The organism is Nocardioides mesophilus, from assembly GCF_014395785.1.
GTDB lineage: Bacteria > Actinomycetota > Actinomycetes > Propionibacteriales > Nocardioidaceae > Nocardioides_B > Nocardioides_B mesophilus.
This window is the reverse complement of the sequence record NZ_CP060713.1, coordinates 3,885,008-3,901,415: the sequence shown is the minus strand read 5'-3', so window position 1 is coordinate 3,901,415 and position 16,408 is coordinate 3,885,008. Positions and strand designations below refer to the sequence as shown.

The following is a 16,408-nucleotide window of genomic DNA, read 5'->3' as shown; positions in this document are numbered from 1 at the left end:
CGTCTCGCCGTCCCACATGGGTGGGTTAGCCGAGTCGTCGGATGGGACATGATCGACCGGTGACCTCCGCCTCCACTGACTCCACCGACTCCGCTCACCCCGACTCCGCCGCGCTCCGGGAGCTGGCGCGTTCCTACGCCGTCGCCACCGACTACCACGACTGGCAGGGCCGCCCGGTCCAGGTCCCCGACGCGACCGTGACCCGGGTGCTCGGCGCGATGGGCGTGGACACCGCCGACCCCGCGGCCGCGCTGGCCGAGCGCCGTGAGCAGCCGTGGCGTCGGATGCTGCCGCCGAGCGTCGTCACGGTCCAGGGCGAGCGCCGCGAGGTGCCGGTCCACGTCGACCACGGCGCGCCCGTCGAGGTCTGGCTGGAGCTCGAGGACGGCAGCCGCCACGACGACGTACCGCAGACGGACCGATGGGTGGACCCGCGCCAGGTCGGTGACCGGCTGGTCGGCGAGGCCACGTTCACGGTGCCGACGGACCTGCCGCTGGGCTACCACACCCTGCACGCCCGCTCGGGGGCCACGGTGGCCGCGGCGCCGCTGGTGGTCACCCCGGGCTGGCTCGGGCTGCCGGAGTCGCTGCGCGACACCTACTCCTGGGGTCTGGCGGCGCAGCTGTACAGCGTCCGGTCCCGGGGCTCGTGGGGCGTCGGCGACCTCGCCGACCTCGCGGACCTGGCCCGCTGGTCCGGCGCGGAGCTCGGCGCCGACTTCGTCCTGGTGAACCCGCTGCACGCCGCCGAGCCGACCCCGCCGATGGAGCCCTCGCCGTACCTGCCGACCTCCCGGCAGTTCTTCAACCCGCTCTACCTGCGCATCGAGCTGGTGCCCGAGTACGCCGCCCTCGACGCGGCCGGCCGGGCCGAGGTCGACGCCCTGGGCCAGGGCGTGCACGCCGTGCTCGACGACGCCGACGTCATCGACCGGGACACCGCCTGGGCCGCGAAGCTCGCGGCGCTGCGGCTGCTGGCCGACGTCCCCCGCGACGCCGCCCGCGAGCGGGCCCTGCAGGAGTTCGTCGGGCAGCAGGGTCCGGCGCTGCGCGACTTCGCCACCTGGAGCGTCATCGCTCAGGAGCACGGCACCGACTACCGCGCCTGGCCGGAGCGGCTGCAGGACGTCGGCTCCCCCGCGGTCCAGGAGCTGGCGGCCGCCCGGCGCGCGGACGTCGACTTCGAGATGTGGCTGCAGTGGCTGCTCGAGGAGCAGCTCGGCCGGGCCCAGGACACCGCGCTCGCGGCCGGGATGGCGCTCGGCACGATGCACGACCTGGCCGTCGGCGTGCACCCCGGCGGCGCCGACGCGTGGCGGCTGCGGACGACGTACGCGACCGGGATCCAGGTCGGCGCACCGCCGGACCCGTTCAACCAGATCGGGCAGAACTGGAGCCAGCCGCCGTGGCGGCCGCAGCGGCTGGCCGAGCTCGGCTACGCCCCGCTGCGCGACCTGATCCGGGCGGTGCTGCGACACGCCGGCGGGGTCCGCGTCGACCACATCATCGGGCTGTTCCGGCTCTGGTGGATCCCCGAGGGGGCGCCGCCCTCCGCCGGCACCTACGTCCGCTACGACCACGAGGCGATGATCGGCGTGCTCGCGCTGGAGGCGCAACGGGCCGGCGCCGTCGTGGTCGGCGAGGACCTCGGGGTGGTGGAGCCCTCCGCGCGCGACTACCTGCGCTCCCGCGGCATCCTCGGCACCTCGATCCTGTGGTTCGAGTACGACGAGAACGGCCGGCCGCTGGTCGCCGAGCGCTGGCGCGAGCTGTGCCTGGCCTCGGTGACCACCCACGACCTTCCGCCCACGGCCGGCTACCTCGCCGGCGAGCACGTCCGGCTGCGCGACGAGCTCGGTCTGCTCACCCGCCCGCTGGCGGAGGAGGCCGCCGTCGACGCGCAGGAGCGGGAGCGCTGGCTCGACGAGCTGCGCTCCCGGGGGCTGCTCGTCGCGGACGCCGACGTCGAGGCCACCGTCGAGGCGCTGCACCGCTACCTCACGCTCACGCCCTCCCGGCTCCGCTGCGTGTCGCTGACCGATGCGGTGGGCGACCGGCGCACCCAGAACCAGCCCGGCACCACCGACGAGTACCCGAACTGGCGGGTGCCGCTGTCCGGCCCCGACGCCAGGCCGTTGTGGCTGGAGGACGTGCTGACCTCGTCGCGCCCGCGGCGGCTGGCCCGGGCCGTCACCACCGCACCGGGAGTCGTGAGCCGGTGACGACCGCCCGGGCGGTCCCGGTCACCGTCGAGATGGACGGCGACGAGCTGGACGCCGAAGACGCCTGGCGGGTCGCGCGGAAGGTGGGTCTGGTGCGGCTCGCCGTCGACTCCTTCACCCGGTTCCGCTACGGGGACGGGTCCAGCAGCAGCCGCGCGCTCGCCCTGCAGGCCACGCTGGCGGTCGTGCCGTTCATGCTGGCCCTGACCGGGCTCGCGGCGGACATCGATCAGGAGCAACCGGCCCGGGTCGTGGCCCAGACCATCCAGGCGGTCTCCCCCGGCTCCGGGGAGCAGGACGCGCTGGCCGGCGCGGTCTCCGGCGACCAGGCCAGCCAGGAGGCCGGTGAGCTGGCGCTCGGCGTCGGGCTCGCCTTCGCGCTGGTGTCCATGACCACCGCGATGGCGCAGATCGAGCGGGGACTGAACCGGGTCTACGGGATCCGCCGCGACCGGCCCGCGCGGGAGAAGTACGGCCGCGCAGCGGTGCTGACCGGGGTGCTGGCCGCCCCGCTGGGCGTCGGGTTCCTGCTGCTGGTCGCCGGCGGGGCGTTCGCCGACGCGATGGTCCAGGTCTACGGCTGGAGCGATCAGACCAAGCTGGCGTGGAACCTGGTGCGCTGGCCGCTCGGGCTGGTGCTGCTGGTCTTCACGATCGCGGTGCTGCTCGACCATGCCCCCCGCCGACGCCAGCCGTCGCTGGGCTGGCTGGCGCTCGGCTCGGGGATCGCGGTCGTCCTGACCATGGTGGCGACCGGGCTGCTGGCCGGCTACGTGCACCTGAGCAGCTCGTTCGGCAGCGTCTACGGGCCGCTGGCAGGGATTTTCGCGCTGCTGCTGTGGGCGCTGATGTCCTCGATGGCGTTGTTCTTCGGTGCCGCGGTGTGCGCGCAGCTCGAGGCGTGCCGGACCGGGGACCGCGCGCCGGTGTACGACGACCCCGGCCGTCCGCACCACACGCAGGTCACGGGCTAGGACCGCCGACGCCGGACCGCGGACCAATTCCCCTGGCGTGGGTTGACCGTCCGGCGCGACGCTCGAGCTGCGAGGGAAGGGGGCCGGATGAGCAACAGCTCCGGTGCGGCCGCGGGCGGCGGCGCGATCTACGGGCTCGGCATGTTCGGGGCCTGGTTCTACTTCTGGCAGCAGGCCGACACGTTCTGGGAGTACGTGTGGGCGGTGGTCCAGGGCATCGTCTGGCCGGCGTTCATGGTCTACGACGTCTTCACGGCGCTGGCCACCTGACGCCCGGGCCGGCTCAGGGCAGGGAGTGGACCAGCTCGGTCGGGGTGCGGCGCCGCCCGGTGTAGAACGGCACCTCCTCCCGCACGTGCCGGCGCGCGGTGGCGCCGCGCAGGTGCCGCATCAGGTCCACGATCCGGTGCAGCTCGTCGGCCTCGAAGGCCAGCAGCCACTCGTAGTCGCCGAGCGCGAAGGAGGCGACCGTGTTGGCCCGGACGTCGGCGTAGTCGCGCGCCATCTGGCCGTGCTCGGCGAGCATGTGGCGGCGCTCGTCGTCCTCGAGGAGGTACCACTCGTAGGAGCGGACGAACGGGTAGACGCTGACGTAGGTTCGCGGCTCCTCGTCGGCGAGGAAGGCCGGGATGTGGCTCTTGTTGAACTCCGCCGGCCGGTGCAGCGCCATCTGGGACCACACCGGCTCCAGCCGCGCACCGAACGCGGTGCGCCGCAGCCGGTTGTAGGCGTCCTGCAGGGCGTCGGAGGTCTCGGAGTGCCACCAGACCATCAGGTCGGCGTCGGCGCGCAGGCCGGACACGTCGTACATGCCCCGCACCGTGACGTCCTCGGCGGCGAGGGCCTCCACCAGCTTCTCGACCTCGTTGGCCTCGGCGGCCCGGTCACCGTCGCCGATGACGTCGCGCAGCTTGAACACCGACCACATCGTGTAGCGGATGCTCTCGTTGAGCTCGCGGGCCACCTTGCCCTGGTTCGGTCGCTTGGACGGGGTCTCGGTGCGGTCGGTCATGGCCTCATTCTCCCCTCGCGGGCAAGGCGGCGAGCACCTGGGTGGCCGCCTTCTCCGCCGAGGAGATGCAGGCCGGGATGCCCAGCCCGTCGTACGTCGCGCCGCAGACGGCCAGCCCGGGGACCCGGGCCACCGCCTCGCGGATGTGCCGGACCCGCTCGAGGTGACCGACGGCGTACTGCGGCAGGCCGCCGCCCCACCGCTGCACGTGGCTGTCGACCGGCCGCACGCACAGCCCGACGGCGTCGGCCAGCTCCTCGAGGGCGGTCTGCACGAGCTCGGCGTCGTCGACCTGGAGCACCTGCTCCTCGCGGTGCCGGCCTATCGAGCAGCGCAGCACCAGCACGTCGTTGCCCTCGCCGTCGCCGCGGCCGGCCTCGCGCACCCAGGCCCACTTGGAGAACGAGTACGTCGCCGCCTTCACCTGGTGCCGGTCGACCGGAGGCACGAGGAAGCCCGAGGTGTCGCCGGAGCGCAGTGCGTCGGGGACCTCCCGCTCGCGGAAGGCCAGCGTGATCACGGCCATCGAGGCGGTCTCCACCCGGGCGAGCTCCAGCGCGGCGTCCGGGACCACGTCGGCGAGCAGCCGCCCGGTCGCGTGCGCCGGGGTGGCGAGCACGACCGCGTCGGCGTGGACGATCTCGGGGTCGTGGGTGGAGCCGACCACCAGGTTCCAGCCGCCCTCGCCGGCCCGGGCCAGGTCGCGCACGACGGCGCCGGTGCGCACCACCAGCCCGGCCGCGCCGGCAACCGCCGCGGGAAGCTGGCCGACCCCGCCGACGAGCCCCGCGAAGACCGGCACGTCGTCGGCCGGCCGCTCACCGGTCGCCGCCGCCGCGGCCCGCATCAGCGAGCGGTCCCGGTCCAGCAGCGCGACGACCTGCGGCACCGCGGCCCGTGCCGAGATCTCCCGGGCGTGGCCGGCGTAGACGCCGCCGAGCAGCGGCTCCACCAGCCGGTCCACGACCTCCTTGCCGAACCGCTCCTCGACCAGCCAGCCGATGCTGACGTCCCGGTCGTCGATGTGCGTGGCCGGCAGGACGGCGTCCAGCGCGGCCCGGGCCAGCCCGGCCTTGGAGATCACGCCGCTCTCGGCCAGCAGCCGTGTGTCGAGCGGGACGCCCATCATGGTCCGCGGCATCGGCACCATCCGCCCGCGCGACCACAGGGCGGCGTTGGTGGTGCGCGGGTGCACGATCCGGTCCCGGAGCCCCGAGGCCTCCGCCAGCGCCACGGCCTCGGGCCGGCGGTTGAGCATCGCCTCGGCGCCGACGTCCACGGTGATCCCGCCGACCTCGGCGAGGGCCAGCTTGCCGCCGATCGTCGGGGACCCCTCCAGCACCGTGACCGTGACGTCGGGACGCTCCCGGCGTACGGCGGCGCCGGCGGCCAGCCCGGAGATCCCTCCCCCGACGACGACCACGTGCGCCGGATCCGGAGCCGGTCCCGAGCGGTAGGGCGGGTGAAGGGGCATGGTCACAGATTGGCAAACACCTGGTGAGGACGGCGCACCGGGGGAACCGACGGCCGCTCCGCCGCGTCCCACGCCCATGACGACCACACGTACGCGGGCCCTGGGGGCCGGATCCCTTCTCGTCCTCGGCCTCCTCACCGGGGCCTGCAGCGCCGGTGGCAGCGGCGGCAGCAACGACTCCGCGGCCGCGAGCACCGAGGCCGCGGTGTCCGGAGGGGGCGCGGACCGCCTCGCCGACGTCCCCGGGGCAGCCGACGCCCCGGCACCGGCCAACCGCACGGTGGTCAAGGTCAAGGCCGTGATCAAGACCGGCGAGGTGGCGGTCACCGACCCCGACCTCGACCGCGCCCGGCGCGAGCTGGACGACCTGCTGGTCTCGCTCGGCGGCACCGTGGACAGCGAGCAGACCGAGCACGACCGCGACGGCGACATCACCAACGCGCAGGTCGTGGTGCGGGTGCCGGTGCAGCGGTTCGACGCCGCGATGAGGGCCATCGAGGGACTCGGCAAGACCCAGCACTCCGACACCTCGGGGAAGGACGTCACCACCGAGGTCATCGACGTCGAGGAGCGGGTGCAGACGCTGGAGAACAGCCTGGACCGGCTGCAGTCCTACCAGCGCCGCGCCAAGGACGTCGACGAGCTGCTCCGCTTCGAGCGCGACATCACCGCCCGGCAGTCGGAGCTGCAGTCGCTCCAGGCGCAGCAGGCCTACCTCGCCGACCAGACCTCGATGTCGACGATCAGCGTCTACCTCTCCACTCCCGAGAAGTACGTCGCGCCGCCGGGTGCCCTCGACGACGCCGGCTTCCTGGCCGGCCTGGAGGGCGGCTGGAACGCCCTCGTGGACACCGTGGTGGTCGCCCTCACGGTGGTGGGCGCGGTGCTGCCCTTCGGCGTGGTGCTGCTGGTCGTCGGTCTGCCGGCGTGGCTGCTGGTCCGGCGGCTGCGGCAGCGCCGCCGGGAAGCGGCCGTGGCGGAGTGATCCGCACCGGTCCGTGCGGCCGGGGCCGGCACTCCGGGGCCGCTAGCGTGCGGTGGTCTCGTGGACGAAGTCGGTGAGCCGGGCCAGCTGGTCGGGATCGGTCGAGGGCATCACGCCGTGACCGAGGTTGAAGATGTGCCCCGGCGCGGCCCGCCCGGCCTCCAGCACCTCGGCGGCGCGCGCGAGCATCAGCTCGGTCGGGGCGAACACCAGGGAGGGGTCCAGGTTGCCCTGCACCGCCCGGCCGCCGACCCGGCGGATCCCGTCGGCCAGCGGCACCCGCCAGTCGATCCCGACGACGTCCGCGCCGGCGTCGCCCATCAGCCCGAGCAGCTCCCCGGTGCCGACCCCGAAGTGGATCCGCGGCACCCCCAGCTCCCCCGCCGCGGACAGCACCGCGGTGGAGTAGGGCATCACGTAACGGCGGTAGTCCTCGGGGGACATCGCACCGGCCCAGGAGTCGAACAGCTGGACCGCGGAGGCACCGGCGTCGACCTGCACCTTCAGGTAGGCCGCGGAGATCGACGCGATCTTGCGCATCAGCGCGTCCCACACGTCCGGGGCGCCGAACATCATGGCCTTCGTCCGGGCGTGCTCCTTGGAGGGGCCACCCTCCACGAGGTACGACGCCACCGTGAACGGGGCGCCCGCGAAGCCGATCAGCGGCGTGGCGCCGAGCTCGCCGACCAGCGTCCGGATCGACTCGGTGATGAACGGCACGTGCTCAGGGGTCAGGTCGGGGATCGCGGCCACGTCGGCCAGCGTCTCGACCGGGGAGGCCACGACCGGACCGACCCCCGGCTTGATGTCGAGGTCGACCCCGACCGCCTTCATCGGCAGCACGATGTCGGAGAAGAAGATCGCCGCGTCGACGCCGTAGCGGCGCACCGGCTGCAGGGTGATCTCGACGACCAGCTCGGGGCGCATGCACGACTCGAGCATCGGCACCCCCTCGCGGAGCCGGCGGTACTCCGGGAGCGAGCGACCGGCCTGCCGCATGAACCACACCGGGGTGTGCGGCACCTCCTCGCCGCGGGCGGCGCGCAGCAGCGCCGAGTCACGGAGGGCTGCGGCGGACGGCTCGACGGCAGGGGCCGCGGGCTGCGGGGCGGTCGGGGCGGGGTCGCGGGTCACGAGGCCGATCTTCCCAGGTCAGGCAGCGTGTCGGGGCACCGGACCCGGGAAACCGGCTTAGGGTGAGGGCATGGCCGCACGTCAGGAGCCTCGTGTGGACCCCGCCGCTCTCCCTGAGGAGTTCCGGGTCGCCGTGGCGCAGATGCGAGCTGCGCGACTGCGCCCGGAGATCTTCTGCGAGGAGATGCCGGCGCCCCAGCGCATCGCCCCGTTCTCCTCCGCCCTGTCCGCCGACGTGACGGTGGACGGCGACGACGTCGGCACCGGACGGCTGGTGCTGCTGCACGATCCTGCCGGCAACGACGCCTGGGCGGGCACCTTCCGTTGCGTGGCCTATGCCCGCGCGGAGATCGATCCCGAGATGGCCAACGACCCGCTGCTCGGGGAGGTCGGCTGGACCTGGCTGACCGAGGCGCTCGCCGCGCACGGCGCCGTCTACGTGGCGCCGTCCGGCACCGTCACCAAGGTCTCCTCGGAGAGCTACGGGTCGATGGGTGACGAGGACGCCACCGCCCAGCTCGAGGTCCGCGCCTCCTGGACGCCGGTCGCGGACGACAACGGCCGCTTCGACCTCGAGCCGCACGTCGAGGCGTGGGCCGAGCTGCTGTGCACCGCCTCCGGCCTGCCGCCGGTGCCCGAAGGGGTGGCTCCCCTGCCCAGCCGCCGGGGACAGCGCGGCCGCGGCTGATGACGGAGGAGCAACAGACGCCCGAGGCATCAGAGGCGCCGGAGGTCTCTGCGGCAGCCGAGGCGCCGCCGCCCCCCGAGGTCCCGCTGCTCGAGCTGCGGGACGGGCTGCCCCCTGTGGTGGAGACGCCGGAGGCGCTCTCGGCGACCGCCGCTGCCGTCCGCGCCGGCACCGGACCGGTGGCCATCGACGCCGAACGCGCCTCCGGCTACCGCTACTCCGCCCGCGCCTACCTGGTCCAGCTGCGCCGCGAGGGGTCCGGCACCGCGCTGGTCGACCCGATCGCCTTCGAGGACCTCTCCGAGCTGCAGGACGCGATCGGCGACTCCGAGTGGATCCTGCACGCCGCCACCCAGGACCTGCCCTGCCTGGCGGAGATCGGGCTGGTCCCCTCCACGCTGTTCGACACCGAGCTCGCCGGCAGGCTGCTGGGCTACCCGCGGGTCGGCCTGGCCACCCTGGTCGAGACCATCGTCGGGCGCCGCATGCGCAAGGAGCACTCCGCGGTGGACTGGTCGACCCGGCCGCTCCCGGCGCCGTGGCTGGAGTACGCCGCCCTCGACGTCGAGGTCCTCGTCGAGCTGCGGGACGCGCTCGCCGCGGAGCTGGAGGAGACCGGCAAGGCCGAGTGGGCGCGCCAGGAGTTCGAGCACCTGGTCACCGCGCTGCCGGCCGGGCCGCGCCAGGACCCGTGGCGGCGTACCTCCGGCCTGCACCGCGCCCGGGGCCGTCGTGCGGTCGCCGCCGTCCGCGAGCTCTGGCAGGCCCGCGACGAGATCGCCTCGCGTCGTGACGTCACCCCCGGTCGGATCATCCCCGACTCCGCGATCGTGGAGGCCGCCAACGCACTGCCCCGGGACAAGGGCACGCTGCTGGGCATCAAGGGCTTCAACGGGCGTGGCGCGGCCCGCTACGCCGCCCAGTGGGTCGAGGCGCTGCGCACCGCCCGGGGCCTGCCCGAGGACGAGCTGCCGCCCACCGGGAGTCGCTACGACGGCCCTCCGCCGCCCCGCGCCTGGGCCGACCGCGATCCGGTGGCGGCCGCCCGGCTCACCATCGCCCGCGAGAACCTCAAGGAGCGCGCCGACGAGCTCAAGCTGCCGGTGGAGAACATGCTCACCCCCGACTACGTGCGGCGGCTGCTCTGGGAGCCGCCCGCCGACAAGGACGACGACGACCTGCCCGAGCGCGTCGGGCAACGCCTCGCCGAGTACGGCGCCCGTCCCTGGCAGGTCGAGCTGACCCGCGACATCCTCGTCACCGCGATCATCGAGGCGGCCGACGAGGCCTGAGCGCGCAGTGCGGCTTCAGCGCGGGTTTAGGGCAGCGTCACTGCGGGGAGAGCGGCTCGAGGAAGTCCCGGGAGCGCTCGTCCATCTGGGGCAGCAGCTGGTCGAGGTCGATCAGCGGCTCGTTGAACATCCGCGCCACGTCCGGCTGGAGCGCCGCGACGAGCTCGGGCCAGCCCGGGTCGAAGGGGACCAGCGTCGCCTTCTCCAGGGCGTCGTCGAAGACCAGCACGCTCTGCGGCGGCTCGCCGGGTTGGGTGAAGGACAGCGAGTTCAGCGTCGGCAGGTTGGCCGGGACCACCGCACCGGTCTCCGCCAGGATGGCCGAGCCGCGCTCCCCGGCCGCGAAGGCGACGAAGTCCGCGGCGGCCTCGGTGTGCGCGCTGTCCGCGGCCAGGCAGTAGCCGGTGACCTCCGCGACGGTCCGGGAGCGGCCCAGCCGGGGCAGCGGGAAGACGTCGAAGGCGAAGTCGCTGTTCTTGCGCAGCTTCGGCACCAGCGCCCTGGTGCCGATGATCATGCCGATCTGCTCGTGGCTGAACCGGGAGATCGCCCCTCGCCGCTCGAGCTGGCGGGCGGTGGGCGTGAGGTCGGGGTCGCGGACCACCGTCAGCACCTCCTCCAGCGCAGCCCGGGTGGCGTCGTCGGAGAGGGTCAGCGTGGTCGCCTCACGCGGGTCGTCGACGATGTCGGTGCCCGCGGAGCGCGCGAAGGCCATGAGCGTGCGCAGGCTGGGCTCGACGTAGACGCCCTTGACGCCCTTGCGCGACATCAGCCTCGCCGCCTCCGTGAACTGCTCCCACGTCCACCCCGACTCCGGGGTCAGCGGATCGGCGCCCGGCTCGACCAGCCGGCGGAACGGGACCAGCCCGGGGTTGTAGAACACGACCAACGGAGAGACGTCGTACGGCATGCACTGCAACGCCTGGTCGGCGCTGAACGCCTCGAGCCCCAACCGCTGGTAGCCGTCGCCGAAGCTGACGTCGCGGTCCTCGAGCAGCTGGTCCACCGGCTGCACCAGGTCGTTCTCGACCAGGGCCGGCGCCTGCGCGTTGCTGGCGACGAAGACGTCCGGTGCGCCTTCCTGCTGCAGCCACTCGGCCAGACCCTCGTCGCCGGGCACCCGCTCCACCTCGATCGTCACGTCCGGGTGCTCGTTGGTGTAGGCCTGCGCCAGCTTGCGGTACGCCGCCCGCAGCGTCGCGTCCCCGGAGATCCCGAACGACAGCGTCACCGGCGCGGAGGGTGCCGGGGAGCTGGGGGCCGGCGTGCTCGACGCCGACGCGGCGGGCTCGTCGGGGCCGGGGCTCTGCACCGAGGCGGCAGAGCAGCCCGCCAGCGTCGTGCCCAGCACGAGCGTGGCGACCAGGCCGGCGCCGGCGCGCCCTCGCTGCCAGAACAACTCTCGACGCCTCGCTCTCGGTGATCTCGGGTGCTTTCGGGTGCTCTCGTGGGTCGGCTGGGCTCGGGGAGCGCTCAGCGGCCGTGGCCACCGTATCGGGACACGCCAGGCAGGTTCAGCGAAGGCCGGGATCAGCGCACCTAGTCTGGGGGCCCAGCCGCCGAGAGAAGGACCCGCCCGTGACGCGCCGATCGGCTCGCATCCTCCTCCCGGCCCTCCTGCTCGGTGCGGTGACCGCCGTCGCCGGCTGCGACGCCGCCTCGGTCGAGATCAGCACCGAGGGGACCGGCACCACCCGGGAGCCGACGCCTGCCACCAGCCCCGAGGAGTCCGCGGCGGCCTCCCGGACCGCGGAGCCCCCGGTGGCGTCGAGCAGCCCCGCGGCGCCGACCAGCAGCGCCGCGGCCGTGGCGACCCCGCCCCCGCCAGCGAGCGTGCCGCCGGCCGCCGCCCCCGTCGACCTGCTGCTGCCCGCCCCGCAGCTGCCCGGCTTCAACGACGAGTTCTTCTGGACCGCCGGGCGCACCCGTGCCAGCGAGCCGCGGGAGCTCGCGGGCACCTGCCACAAGGTGCCGCTGACCTCGATCGGCGCGCTCGACGTCCGGCACCGCAGCTACGAGCCACCGACGGGCTCGGTGAGCACCGCCTCCGAGCTGGTCGCCGAGTTCGCCGACCCCAAGACCGCGTGGCGCGCCTACCAGACGCTGCTGGCCTGGCACGACAGCTGCGCGCAACGCCTCGGCGACTATCCGCGTGCCGACGTCGGAGCGGTCCAGCAGGTCAGCGTCCCCCGGGGGAGCGCCGGCTGGTTCCTCCTCACCTACGGCCCGATCGGCGACGAGCCGGACGTGATGGCCCACGACGCCCAGGGCCTCGCCCTCGTCGGTCGCCGGGTGGTGGTCCTGGAGATGGCCCTCTACGGCCCCTCCTACGACTACCCGGCCGGGCAGGAGCCGATGGTCGAGGCGGTCCGCCGGGCCGCTGCACGGGTGGCCTGACACCTGCTCGTGCGCACGTCCCGGGTCTCGTCCTAGTCTGGTCCGGATGTCCGAGACACCACGCCCGCACCGGCCCGCGCTGCCGGGCGCCCGGCACTTCGAGGCGATGACCGACGGCGCCGACCCCGCCGAGCGGTCGACCGCGGCCGACCGGTGCGCGACCCTGCTGGTCCGCGGCACCCACGGCTCCGAGGACGAGGCCGTAGTCGCGCGCGTCGTCCGGCTCGCCGAGACCGAGGGCCTGGACACGCTGGCGGACCTCTGGTCGGGCTCCCCGGCCGGCTCGCTGGCCGGCTGCCTATGGCGGCTCTACCTGCTGCGCACCTGGGTGTACGCCGACCCGGTGGCCGCGGCCCGGGAGTTCGAGGCCGGTCGCGGGCAGACCCCCGTGCACGAGGTGGTCGCCGGGGTGATCGACCCGCCGGGCCCCGACGAGGTGCGCCTGCTGGTGGACGCGGTGCTGCGCGGCGTCGTGCACGGCGACTTCGAGGACACCCTCTGGCGGGCGGCCGCCTTCGCCCGGGTGGTCGCGGCCGGCCGGGCCCGGGTGGGCGCGACCCACGCCCCGACGCCGTACGCCTCGGACCTCTCCGCCGCCAAGCTGGTCACGATGGCCGAGCAGCTCGAGGCGGCGGCGCGGCTCGAGCGCAGCGGCGAGCTCGGCTGAGCATGCCGTTCTCCCTTGGCCACGGCTCCCGGGCTAGTAGAGTGGGCGGTGCGCCGGACCGCGGCAGCCCCGGGTCCCAACAGAAGCCGCTACGAGCGGCCACGCGCCGTGAGGCGCTCCCGGTCCGGCGCACCACCTCTTTCCAGTTTCCTGCCCAGCCCTGCCGCGGAGCCCGCCGGTGAGCGGCCTCGTGGTCCGCGGCGTCGAGGTCCCCGACGAGGCGCTGAGCTGGCGGTTCAGCCGCTCCAGCGGACCCGGTGGCCAGTCGGTCAACACCACCGACTCCCGCGTCGAGCTGAGCCTGGAGCTGGCCGGTTCCGGCCTGCCCGAGCACCTGCGCGAGCGGGCCGCCGCCCGACTCGGCAGGCGGCTCGTGGACGGCGTGCTCACCGTCACCGCGTCGGAGTACCGCTCCCAGCACCGCAACCGCGAGGCGGCCCGGGCCCGGCTGGCCGAGCTGCTCACCGAGGTGACCGCTCCCCCGCCGCCGCGCAGGCGGGCCACCAAGCCGTCGCGCGGGGCCAAGGAGCGCCGGCTGGCGGGCAAGAAGCAGCGCGGCGCCACCAAGGCGCTGCGGCGCCGGCCACCGACCGACTGAGATCCCGGGAGCTGCTCCACATGGCCTACTTCGAGCGCGTCGACCGCACGCGGTTCCGCGCGACCCGGCACGTGAGCGGCGCGTGGGACCCGGTCGACCAGCACATCGCGCCTGCGCTGGGCCTGCTGGTGCACGCGGTCGAGCTCGACCGCGGCAGCCGGGGCAGCGACCACCTCGGGGTGGGACGGCTGTCCTTCGACATCCTCGGCACCGTGCCCGTCGGCATCGTCGACGTCGCGGTCCGGGTCCGCCGGCCGGGCCGGACCATCGAGCTGGTCGAGGCGACGATGAGCCACGCCGGCCGCGACGTCGTGCTGCTGCGGGCCTGGCTCATGCAGGCGGCGGACACCCGGCCGGTCGCGGCCACCTCCTTCCCGCCGCTGGCGCCGCCCGACGAGATGGAGCCCTGGGACCCCACCGACGTCTGGCCGGGCGGCTTCATCGCCTCGGCGCAGGTACGCCGCCGGCAGAGCGAGCCGGGACGCGCGTCGTTCTGGGTGCGGAGCTCCACCCCCCTGGTCCGCGACGAGCCGGTCAGCGACCTCGCCCGGATGGCCGGGCTGCTCGACATCGCCAACGGGATGACCGTGCGGGCCGACCCCGGCGAGGTGGCGTTCCCCAACGTGGACCTCACCGCGCACCTGTTCACCGCACCGCGCGGGGACTGGCTCGGCTTCGACACGACGGTCTCCTTCGGACCCGCCGGGCTGGGCCTGACCAGCAGCGTGCTCCACGACCAGGACGGTCCGGTCGGCACCCTGGCGCAGAGCCTCACCGTGCGGCCGCGGTGAGCGTGACCCTCCGGGGGCGTCCGCGCCGTGTGCCAGGGTGGGCGCCATGACGACGTACTCCCCCGAGATCGACGGCGAGCCGGATCCCGGCGAGGTGGTCTGGGCCTGGGTGCCCTACGAGGACGACCCGGCCCAGGGCAAGGACCGTCCGGTGCTGGTGCTGGCCCGTCGGGGCGCCACGCTGGCCTGCCTCTACCTCACCAGCAAGGACCACGACCGGGACGCCGAGGACGAGGCCCGCTACGGCCGCTACTGGATGGACGTCGGCACCGGCGGCTGGGACGCCGAGGGCCGCGACAGCGAGGTCCGCCTCGACCGGCTGCTGATGCTCGCCGAGGACGAGGTCCGCCGCGAGGGCGCCGCGATGGAGCGGGCGGTCTTCGACCAGGTGGTGGCCGCCGCCCGCGACCGCGGGGTCGAGCTCCCGGTGTGAACCCTCCCGAACCACCGCCATATCCGGGACACACCGGAAAACACGCATAGTCGGCGACGGTTCGGGCACGGTGTCAGGGACGAACGAACGAACGAACGCACCGCCCGGCCCTCAGCCGAGGACCGGACCCCCACCGCCAGGAGGCGGTATGACGTCGAGCGTTCTCTGGTCCGACACCGCGTGCTTCCCGCCGGTGCCCCTCAGCGCCCCCCGGGCGCGCGACTTCGTGAGCGTCCGGCTCACCGAGCACCATCTCCCCCAGCTCCAGGACGCCGTCCGTCTCGTGGTGAGCGAGCTGGTGACGAACGCGATCGTGCATGCCGGGACACCGCTCACCGTCACCATCGAGGAGCTCGCCAGCCAGGTCCGGGTGGCCGTCCACGACGAGTCCCCCACGGCCCCGTGCGCCCGGACCGCCCACCAGGACGACACCGGCGGTCGCGGCCTCGCCGTCATCGAGAGGTTCAGCAGCGCCTGGGGCGTGCTGCCGGGGACCCGGAGCGACAAGTCGGTGTGGGCCTCGTTCGCGGTCCCGCCCCTGGTCCCGCGCTCCCGTAGGCCCCGCTCGCGCGGGGGCGACGACTAGGTCGCCAACGGCCAGTGCGGGTGCGTGGGCGCGCGATTCTGGAAGGACAGGATCGCGGGGTTCTGGATGATCCCGTCGCGGATCTCGATGGCCCGCCGGATCGTCGGGTCGGCGTCCCACGCCTGGGCTCCGGCGAGGACCTTCGGCAGGAACGGCAGCAGCGCCTCGCTGTTCTCCCAGGTCGCGGAGTTCCACAGGTACGACGGGCTGTGGTCGACGGCGTAGTAGAGCACGTTGTCCCCGACCACGAAGGTGGGGTCGTTGAAGGACGTCGGTCGGGCCCAGCTGAACCCCATCGCCTCGTCGCAGGAGACGTCGACCACCAGCGTGCCCGGGGTCATGTGCGCCAGGTCGTCGTCGGTCATGAACATCAGCGGCGCATCGGTGTCCTGGAGCACGCAGTTGACGATGAGGTCGTGCTCGGCGAGGAACCCGGCCAGGGGCACCGTGCCCTTCTCGGTGACCGCGAAGCTCGGGCGCGAGGCGGTCGCGTCGTCGAAGTGCACCAGGCGCGCGGAGTGGATCGGGGCGGCCACGGCCGAGGCTCCCCGGTGGGTCAGCACGTCGACGTCGTGCACGCCCAGGGCGTTGAGCGCCGTCACCGCGCCGCGGGCGGTCGCGCCGAACCCGATCACCACGGCGCGGAGCTTGCGACCGTAGTCGCCGGTGGCCCCGGCCAGCTGCAGCGCGTGCAGCACCGAGCAGTAGCCGGCGAGCTCGTTGTTCTTGTGGAACACGTGCAGGCTGAAGGACCCGTCACTGTTCCAGTAGTTCATCGCCTCGAACGCGATCAGCGTGAGCTTGCGGTCGATCGCGACCTGGGTCAGCTCCTCGTCCTGCACGCAGTGCGGCCACCCCCACAGGACCTGGCCGACGCGCAGCTCGGCGATGTCGCTGAGCAGCGGCTTCGGCTGCAGGATGATGTCGCACTCCTCGATGAGCTGCTCGCGCGACCTGAAGCCGGCGACCCAGCCCTTCAGCTGCTCGTCGGCCATCCCGAACCGGTCTCCGTAGCCGCGCTCGAGGTAGACGCTCCCCCGCAGGTCGGCGGGGATCCGCGACAGGTGCCGCGGGTGCAGCGCGAGCCGGTGCTCGTTCTCCTTGCGGGAGCGCGCCATCACGCCGAGGCTCATCTGGTTCACGCTGTCTCCTTCT

The 16,408-nt window shown here is 74.0% G+C and carries 17 protein-coding genes; 12 read left to right on the top strand and 5 right to left on the bottom strand.

Annotated features, from left to right (window positions below; translation table 11 throughout):
• Nucleotides 1-59: 59 nt before the first annotated feature.
• The 3 genes from malQ to H9L09_RS18515 all read left to right on the top strand — a co-directional run bounded on the left by malQ (nucleotide 60) and on the right by H9L09_RS18515 (nucleotide 3,466).
• Entirely contained in the window at nucleotides 60-2,222 is a 2,163-nt protein-coding gene (gene malQ / locus H9L09_RS18525) for a 4-alpha-glucanotransferase (RefSeq protein ID WP_425491696.1), read from the top strand.
• Entirely contained in the window at nucleotides 2,219-3,196 is a 978-nt protein-coding gene (locus H9L09_RS18520; protein WP_187578286.1) for a YihY/virulence factor BrkB family protein, read from the top strand. Before malQ ends, H9L09_RS18520 begins: the two co-directional genes overlap by 4 nt.
• 87 nt (nucleotides 3,197-3,283) lie before the next feature.
• On the top strand, nucleotides 3,284-3,466 hold the full coding sequence (locus tag H9L09_RS18515) for a hypothetical protein (RefSeq protein ID WP_187578285.1): 183 nt from the start codon (nucleotides 3,284-3,286) through the stop codon (nucleotides 3,464-3,466).
• Nucleotides 3,467-3,479: 13 nt separating this feature from the next.
• Here H9L09_RS18515 and hemQ read toward each other — a convergent pair whose 3' ends face one another.
• Together hemQ and hemG are read right to left on the bottom strand one after the other, a co-directional pair.
• Nucleotides 3,480-4,208 (bottom strand): hydrogen peroxide-dependent heme synthase, encoded by a 729-nt coding sequence (hemQ, locus tag H9L09_RS18510; RefSeq protein ID WP_187578284.1) that lies wholly within the window; start codon nucleotides 4,206-4,208, stop codon nucleotides 3,480-3,482.
• Between the two features lie 4 nt (nucleotides 4,209-4,212).
• Entirely contained in the window at nucleotides 4,213-5,682 is a 1,470-nt protein-coding gene (gene hemG / locus H9L09_RS18505; RefSeq protein WP_187578283.1) for a protoporphyrinogen oxidase, read from the bottom strand.
• A gap of 76 nt (nucleotides 5,683-5,758) precedes the next feature.
• Between hemG and H9L09_RS18500 the strand changes: the two genes are divergently transcribed.
• Nucleotides 5,759-6,667, top strand: coding sequence for a DUF4349 domain-containing protein (locus tag H9L09_RS18500; protein ID WP_187578282.1), 909 nt, complete (start codon nucleotides 5,759-5,761; stop codon nucleotides 6,665-6,667).
• Nucleotides 6,668-6,709: 42 nt separating this feature from the next.
• Here H9L09_RS18500 and hemE read toward each other — a convergent pair whose 3' ends face one another.
• On the bottom strand, nucleotides 6,710-7,801 hold the full coding sequence (hemE, locus tag H9L09_RS18495; RefSeq protein WP_187578281.1) for a uroporphyrinogen decarboxylase: 1,092 nt from the start codon (nucleotides 7,799-7,801) through the stop codon (nucleotides 6,710-6,712).
• 70 nt (nucleotides 7,802-7,871) lie between these two features.
• Here hemE and H9L09_RS18490 point away from each other — a divergent pair, with 70 nt between their 5' ends.
• Nucleotides 7,872-8,489, top strand: coding sequence for a DUF3000 domain-containing protein (locus H9L09_RS18490; protein ID WP_187578280.1), 618 nt, complete (start codon nucleotides 7,872-7,874; stop codon nucleotides 8,487-8,489).
• Nucleotides 8,489-9,781: an HRDC domain-containing protein gene (locus H9L09_RS18485; protein ID WP_187578279.1), complete on the top strand. Its 1,293-nt coding sequence runs from the start codon at nucleotides 8,489-8,491 to the stop codon at nucleotides 9,779-9,781. Before H9L09_RS18490 ends, H9L09_RS18485 begins: the two co-directional genes overlap by 1 nt.
• A 37-nt stretch (nucleotides 9,782-9,818) precedes the next feature.
• Here the strand turns inward: H9L09_RS18485 and H9L09_RS18480 are convergent, their stop codons facing one another.
• On the bottom strand, nucleotides 9,819-11,180 hold the full coding sequence (locus H9L09_RS18480) for an ABC transporter substrate-binding protein (protein ID WP_187578278.1): 1,362 nt from the start codon (nucleotides 11,178-11,180) through the stop codon (nucleotides 9,819-9,821).
• A gap of 179 nt (nucleotides 11,181-11,359) precedes the next feature.
• Here H9L09_RS18480 and H9L09_RS18475 point away from each other — a divergent pair, with 179 nt between their 5' ends.
• From H9L09_RS18475 to H9L09_RS18450, 6 genes are all read left to right on the top strand, one after another.
• Nucleotides 11,360-12,178, top strand: a complete 819-nt coding sequence (locus H9L09_RS18475; protein WP_187578277.1) for a hypothetical protein — start codon at nucleotides 11,360-11,362, stop codon at nucleotides 12,176-12,178.
• Between the two features lie 46 nt (nucleotides 12,179-12,224).
• Nucleotides 12,225-12,845 (top strand): protein kinase family protein, encoded by a 621-nt coding sequence (locus tag H9L09_RS18470; RefSeq protein WP_187578276.1) that lies wholly within the window; start codon nucleotides 12,225-12,227, stop codon nucleotides 12,843-12,845.
• Between the two features lie 178 nt (nucleotides 12,846-13,023).
• A complete protein-coding gene (gene arfB, locus H9L09_RS18465) occupies nucleotides 13,024-13,443 on the top strand; it encodes an alternative ribosome rescue aminoacyl-tRNA hydrolase ArfB (protein ID WP_187578275.1) in 420 nt (139 codons plus the stop codon).
• 20 nt (nucleotides 13,444-13,463) lie between these two features.
• Nucleotides 13,464-14,234 carry a thioesterase family protein gene (locus H9L09_RS18460; protein ID WP_187578274.1) on the top strand — a complete coding sequence of 257 codons (771 nt, stop codon included), beginning with the start codon at nucleotides 13,464-13,466 and terminating at the stop codon, nucleotides 14,232-14,234.
• A 46-nt stretch (nucleotides 14,235-14,280) separates the two neighbouring features.
• Nucleotides 14,281-14,667, top strand: a complete 387-nt coding sequence (locus tag H9L09_RS18455; RefSeq protein ID WP_187578273.1) for a type II toxin-antitoxin system PemK/MazF family toxin — start codon at nucleotides 14,281-14,283, stop codon at nucleotides 14,665-14,667.
• 148 nt (nucleotides 14,668-14,815) lie between these two features.
• Nucleotides 14,816-15,253 carry an ATP-binding protein gene (locus tag H9L09_RS18450; RefSeq protein ID WP_187578272.1) on the top strand — a complete coding sequence of 146 codons (438 nt, stop codon included), beginning with the start codon at nucleotides 14,816-14,818 and terminating at the stop codon, nucleotides 15,251-15,253.
• Here the strand turns inward: H9L09_RS18450 and H9L09_RS18445 are convergent.
• Complete coding sequence (locus tag H9L09_RS18445; RefSeq protein WP_246456548.1) at nucleotides 15,250-16,386, bottom strand: N(5)-(carboxyethyl)ornithine synthase; 1,137 nt, start codon at nucleotides 16,384-16,386, stop codon at nucleotides 15,250-15,252. The two genes, H9L09_RS18450 and H9L09_RS18445, sit on opposite strands and share 4 nt — an antisense overlap.
• Between the last annotated feature and the right edge of the window lie 22 nt (nucleotides 16,387-16,408).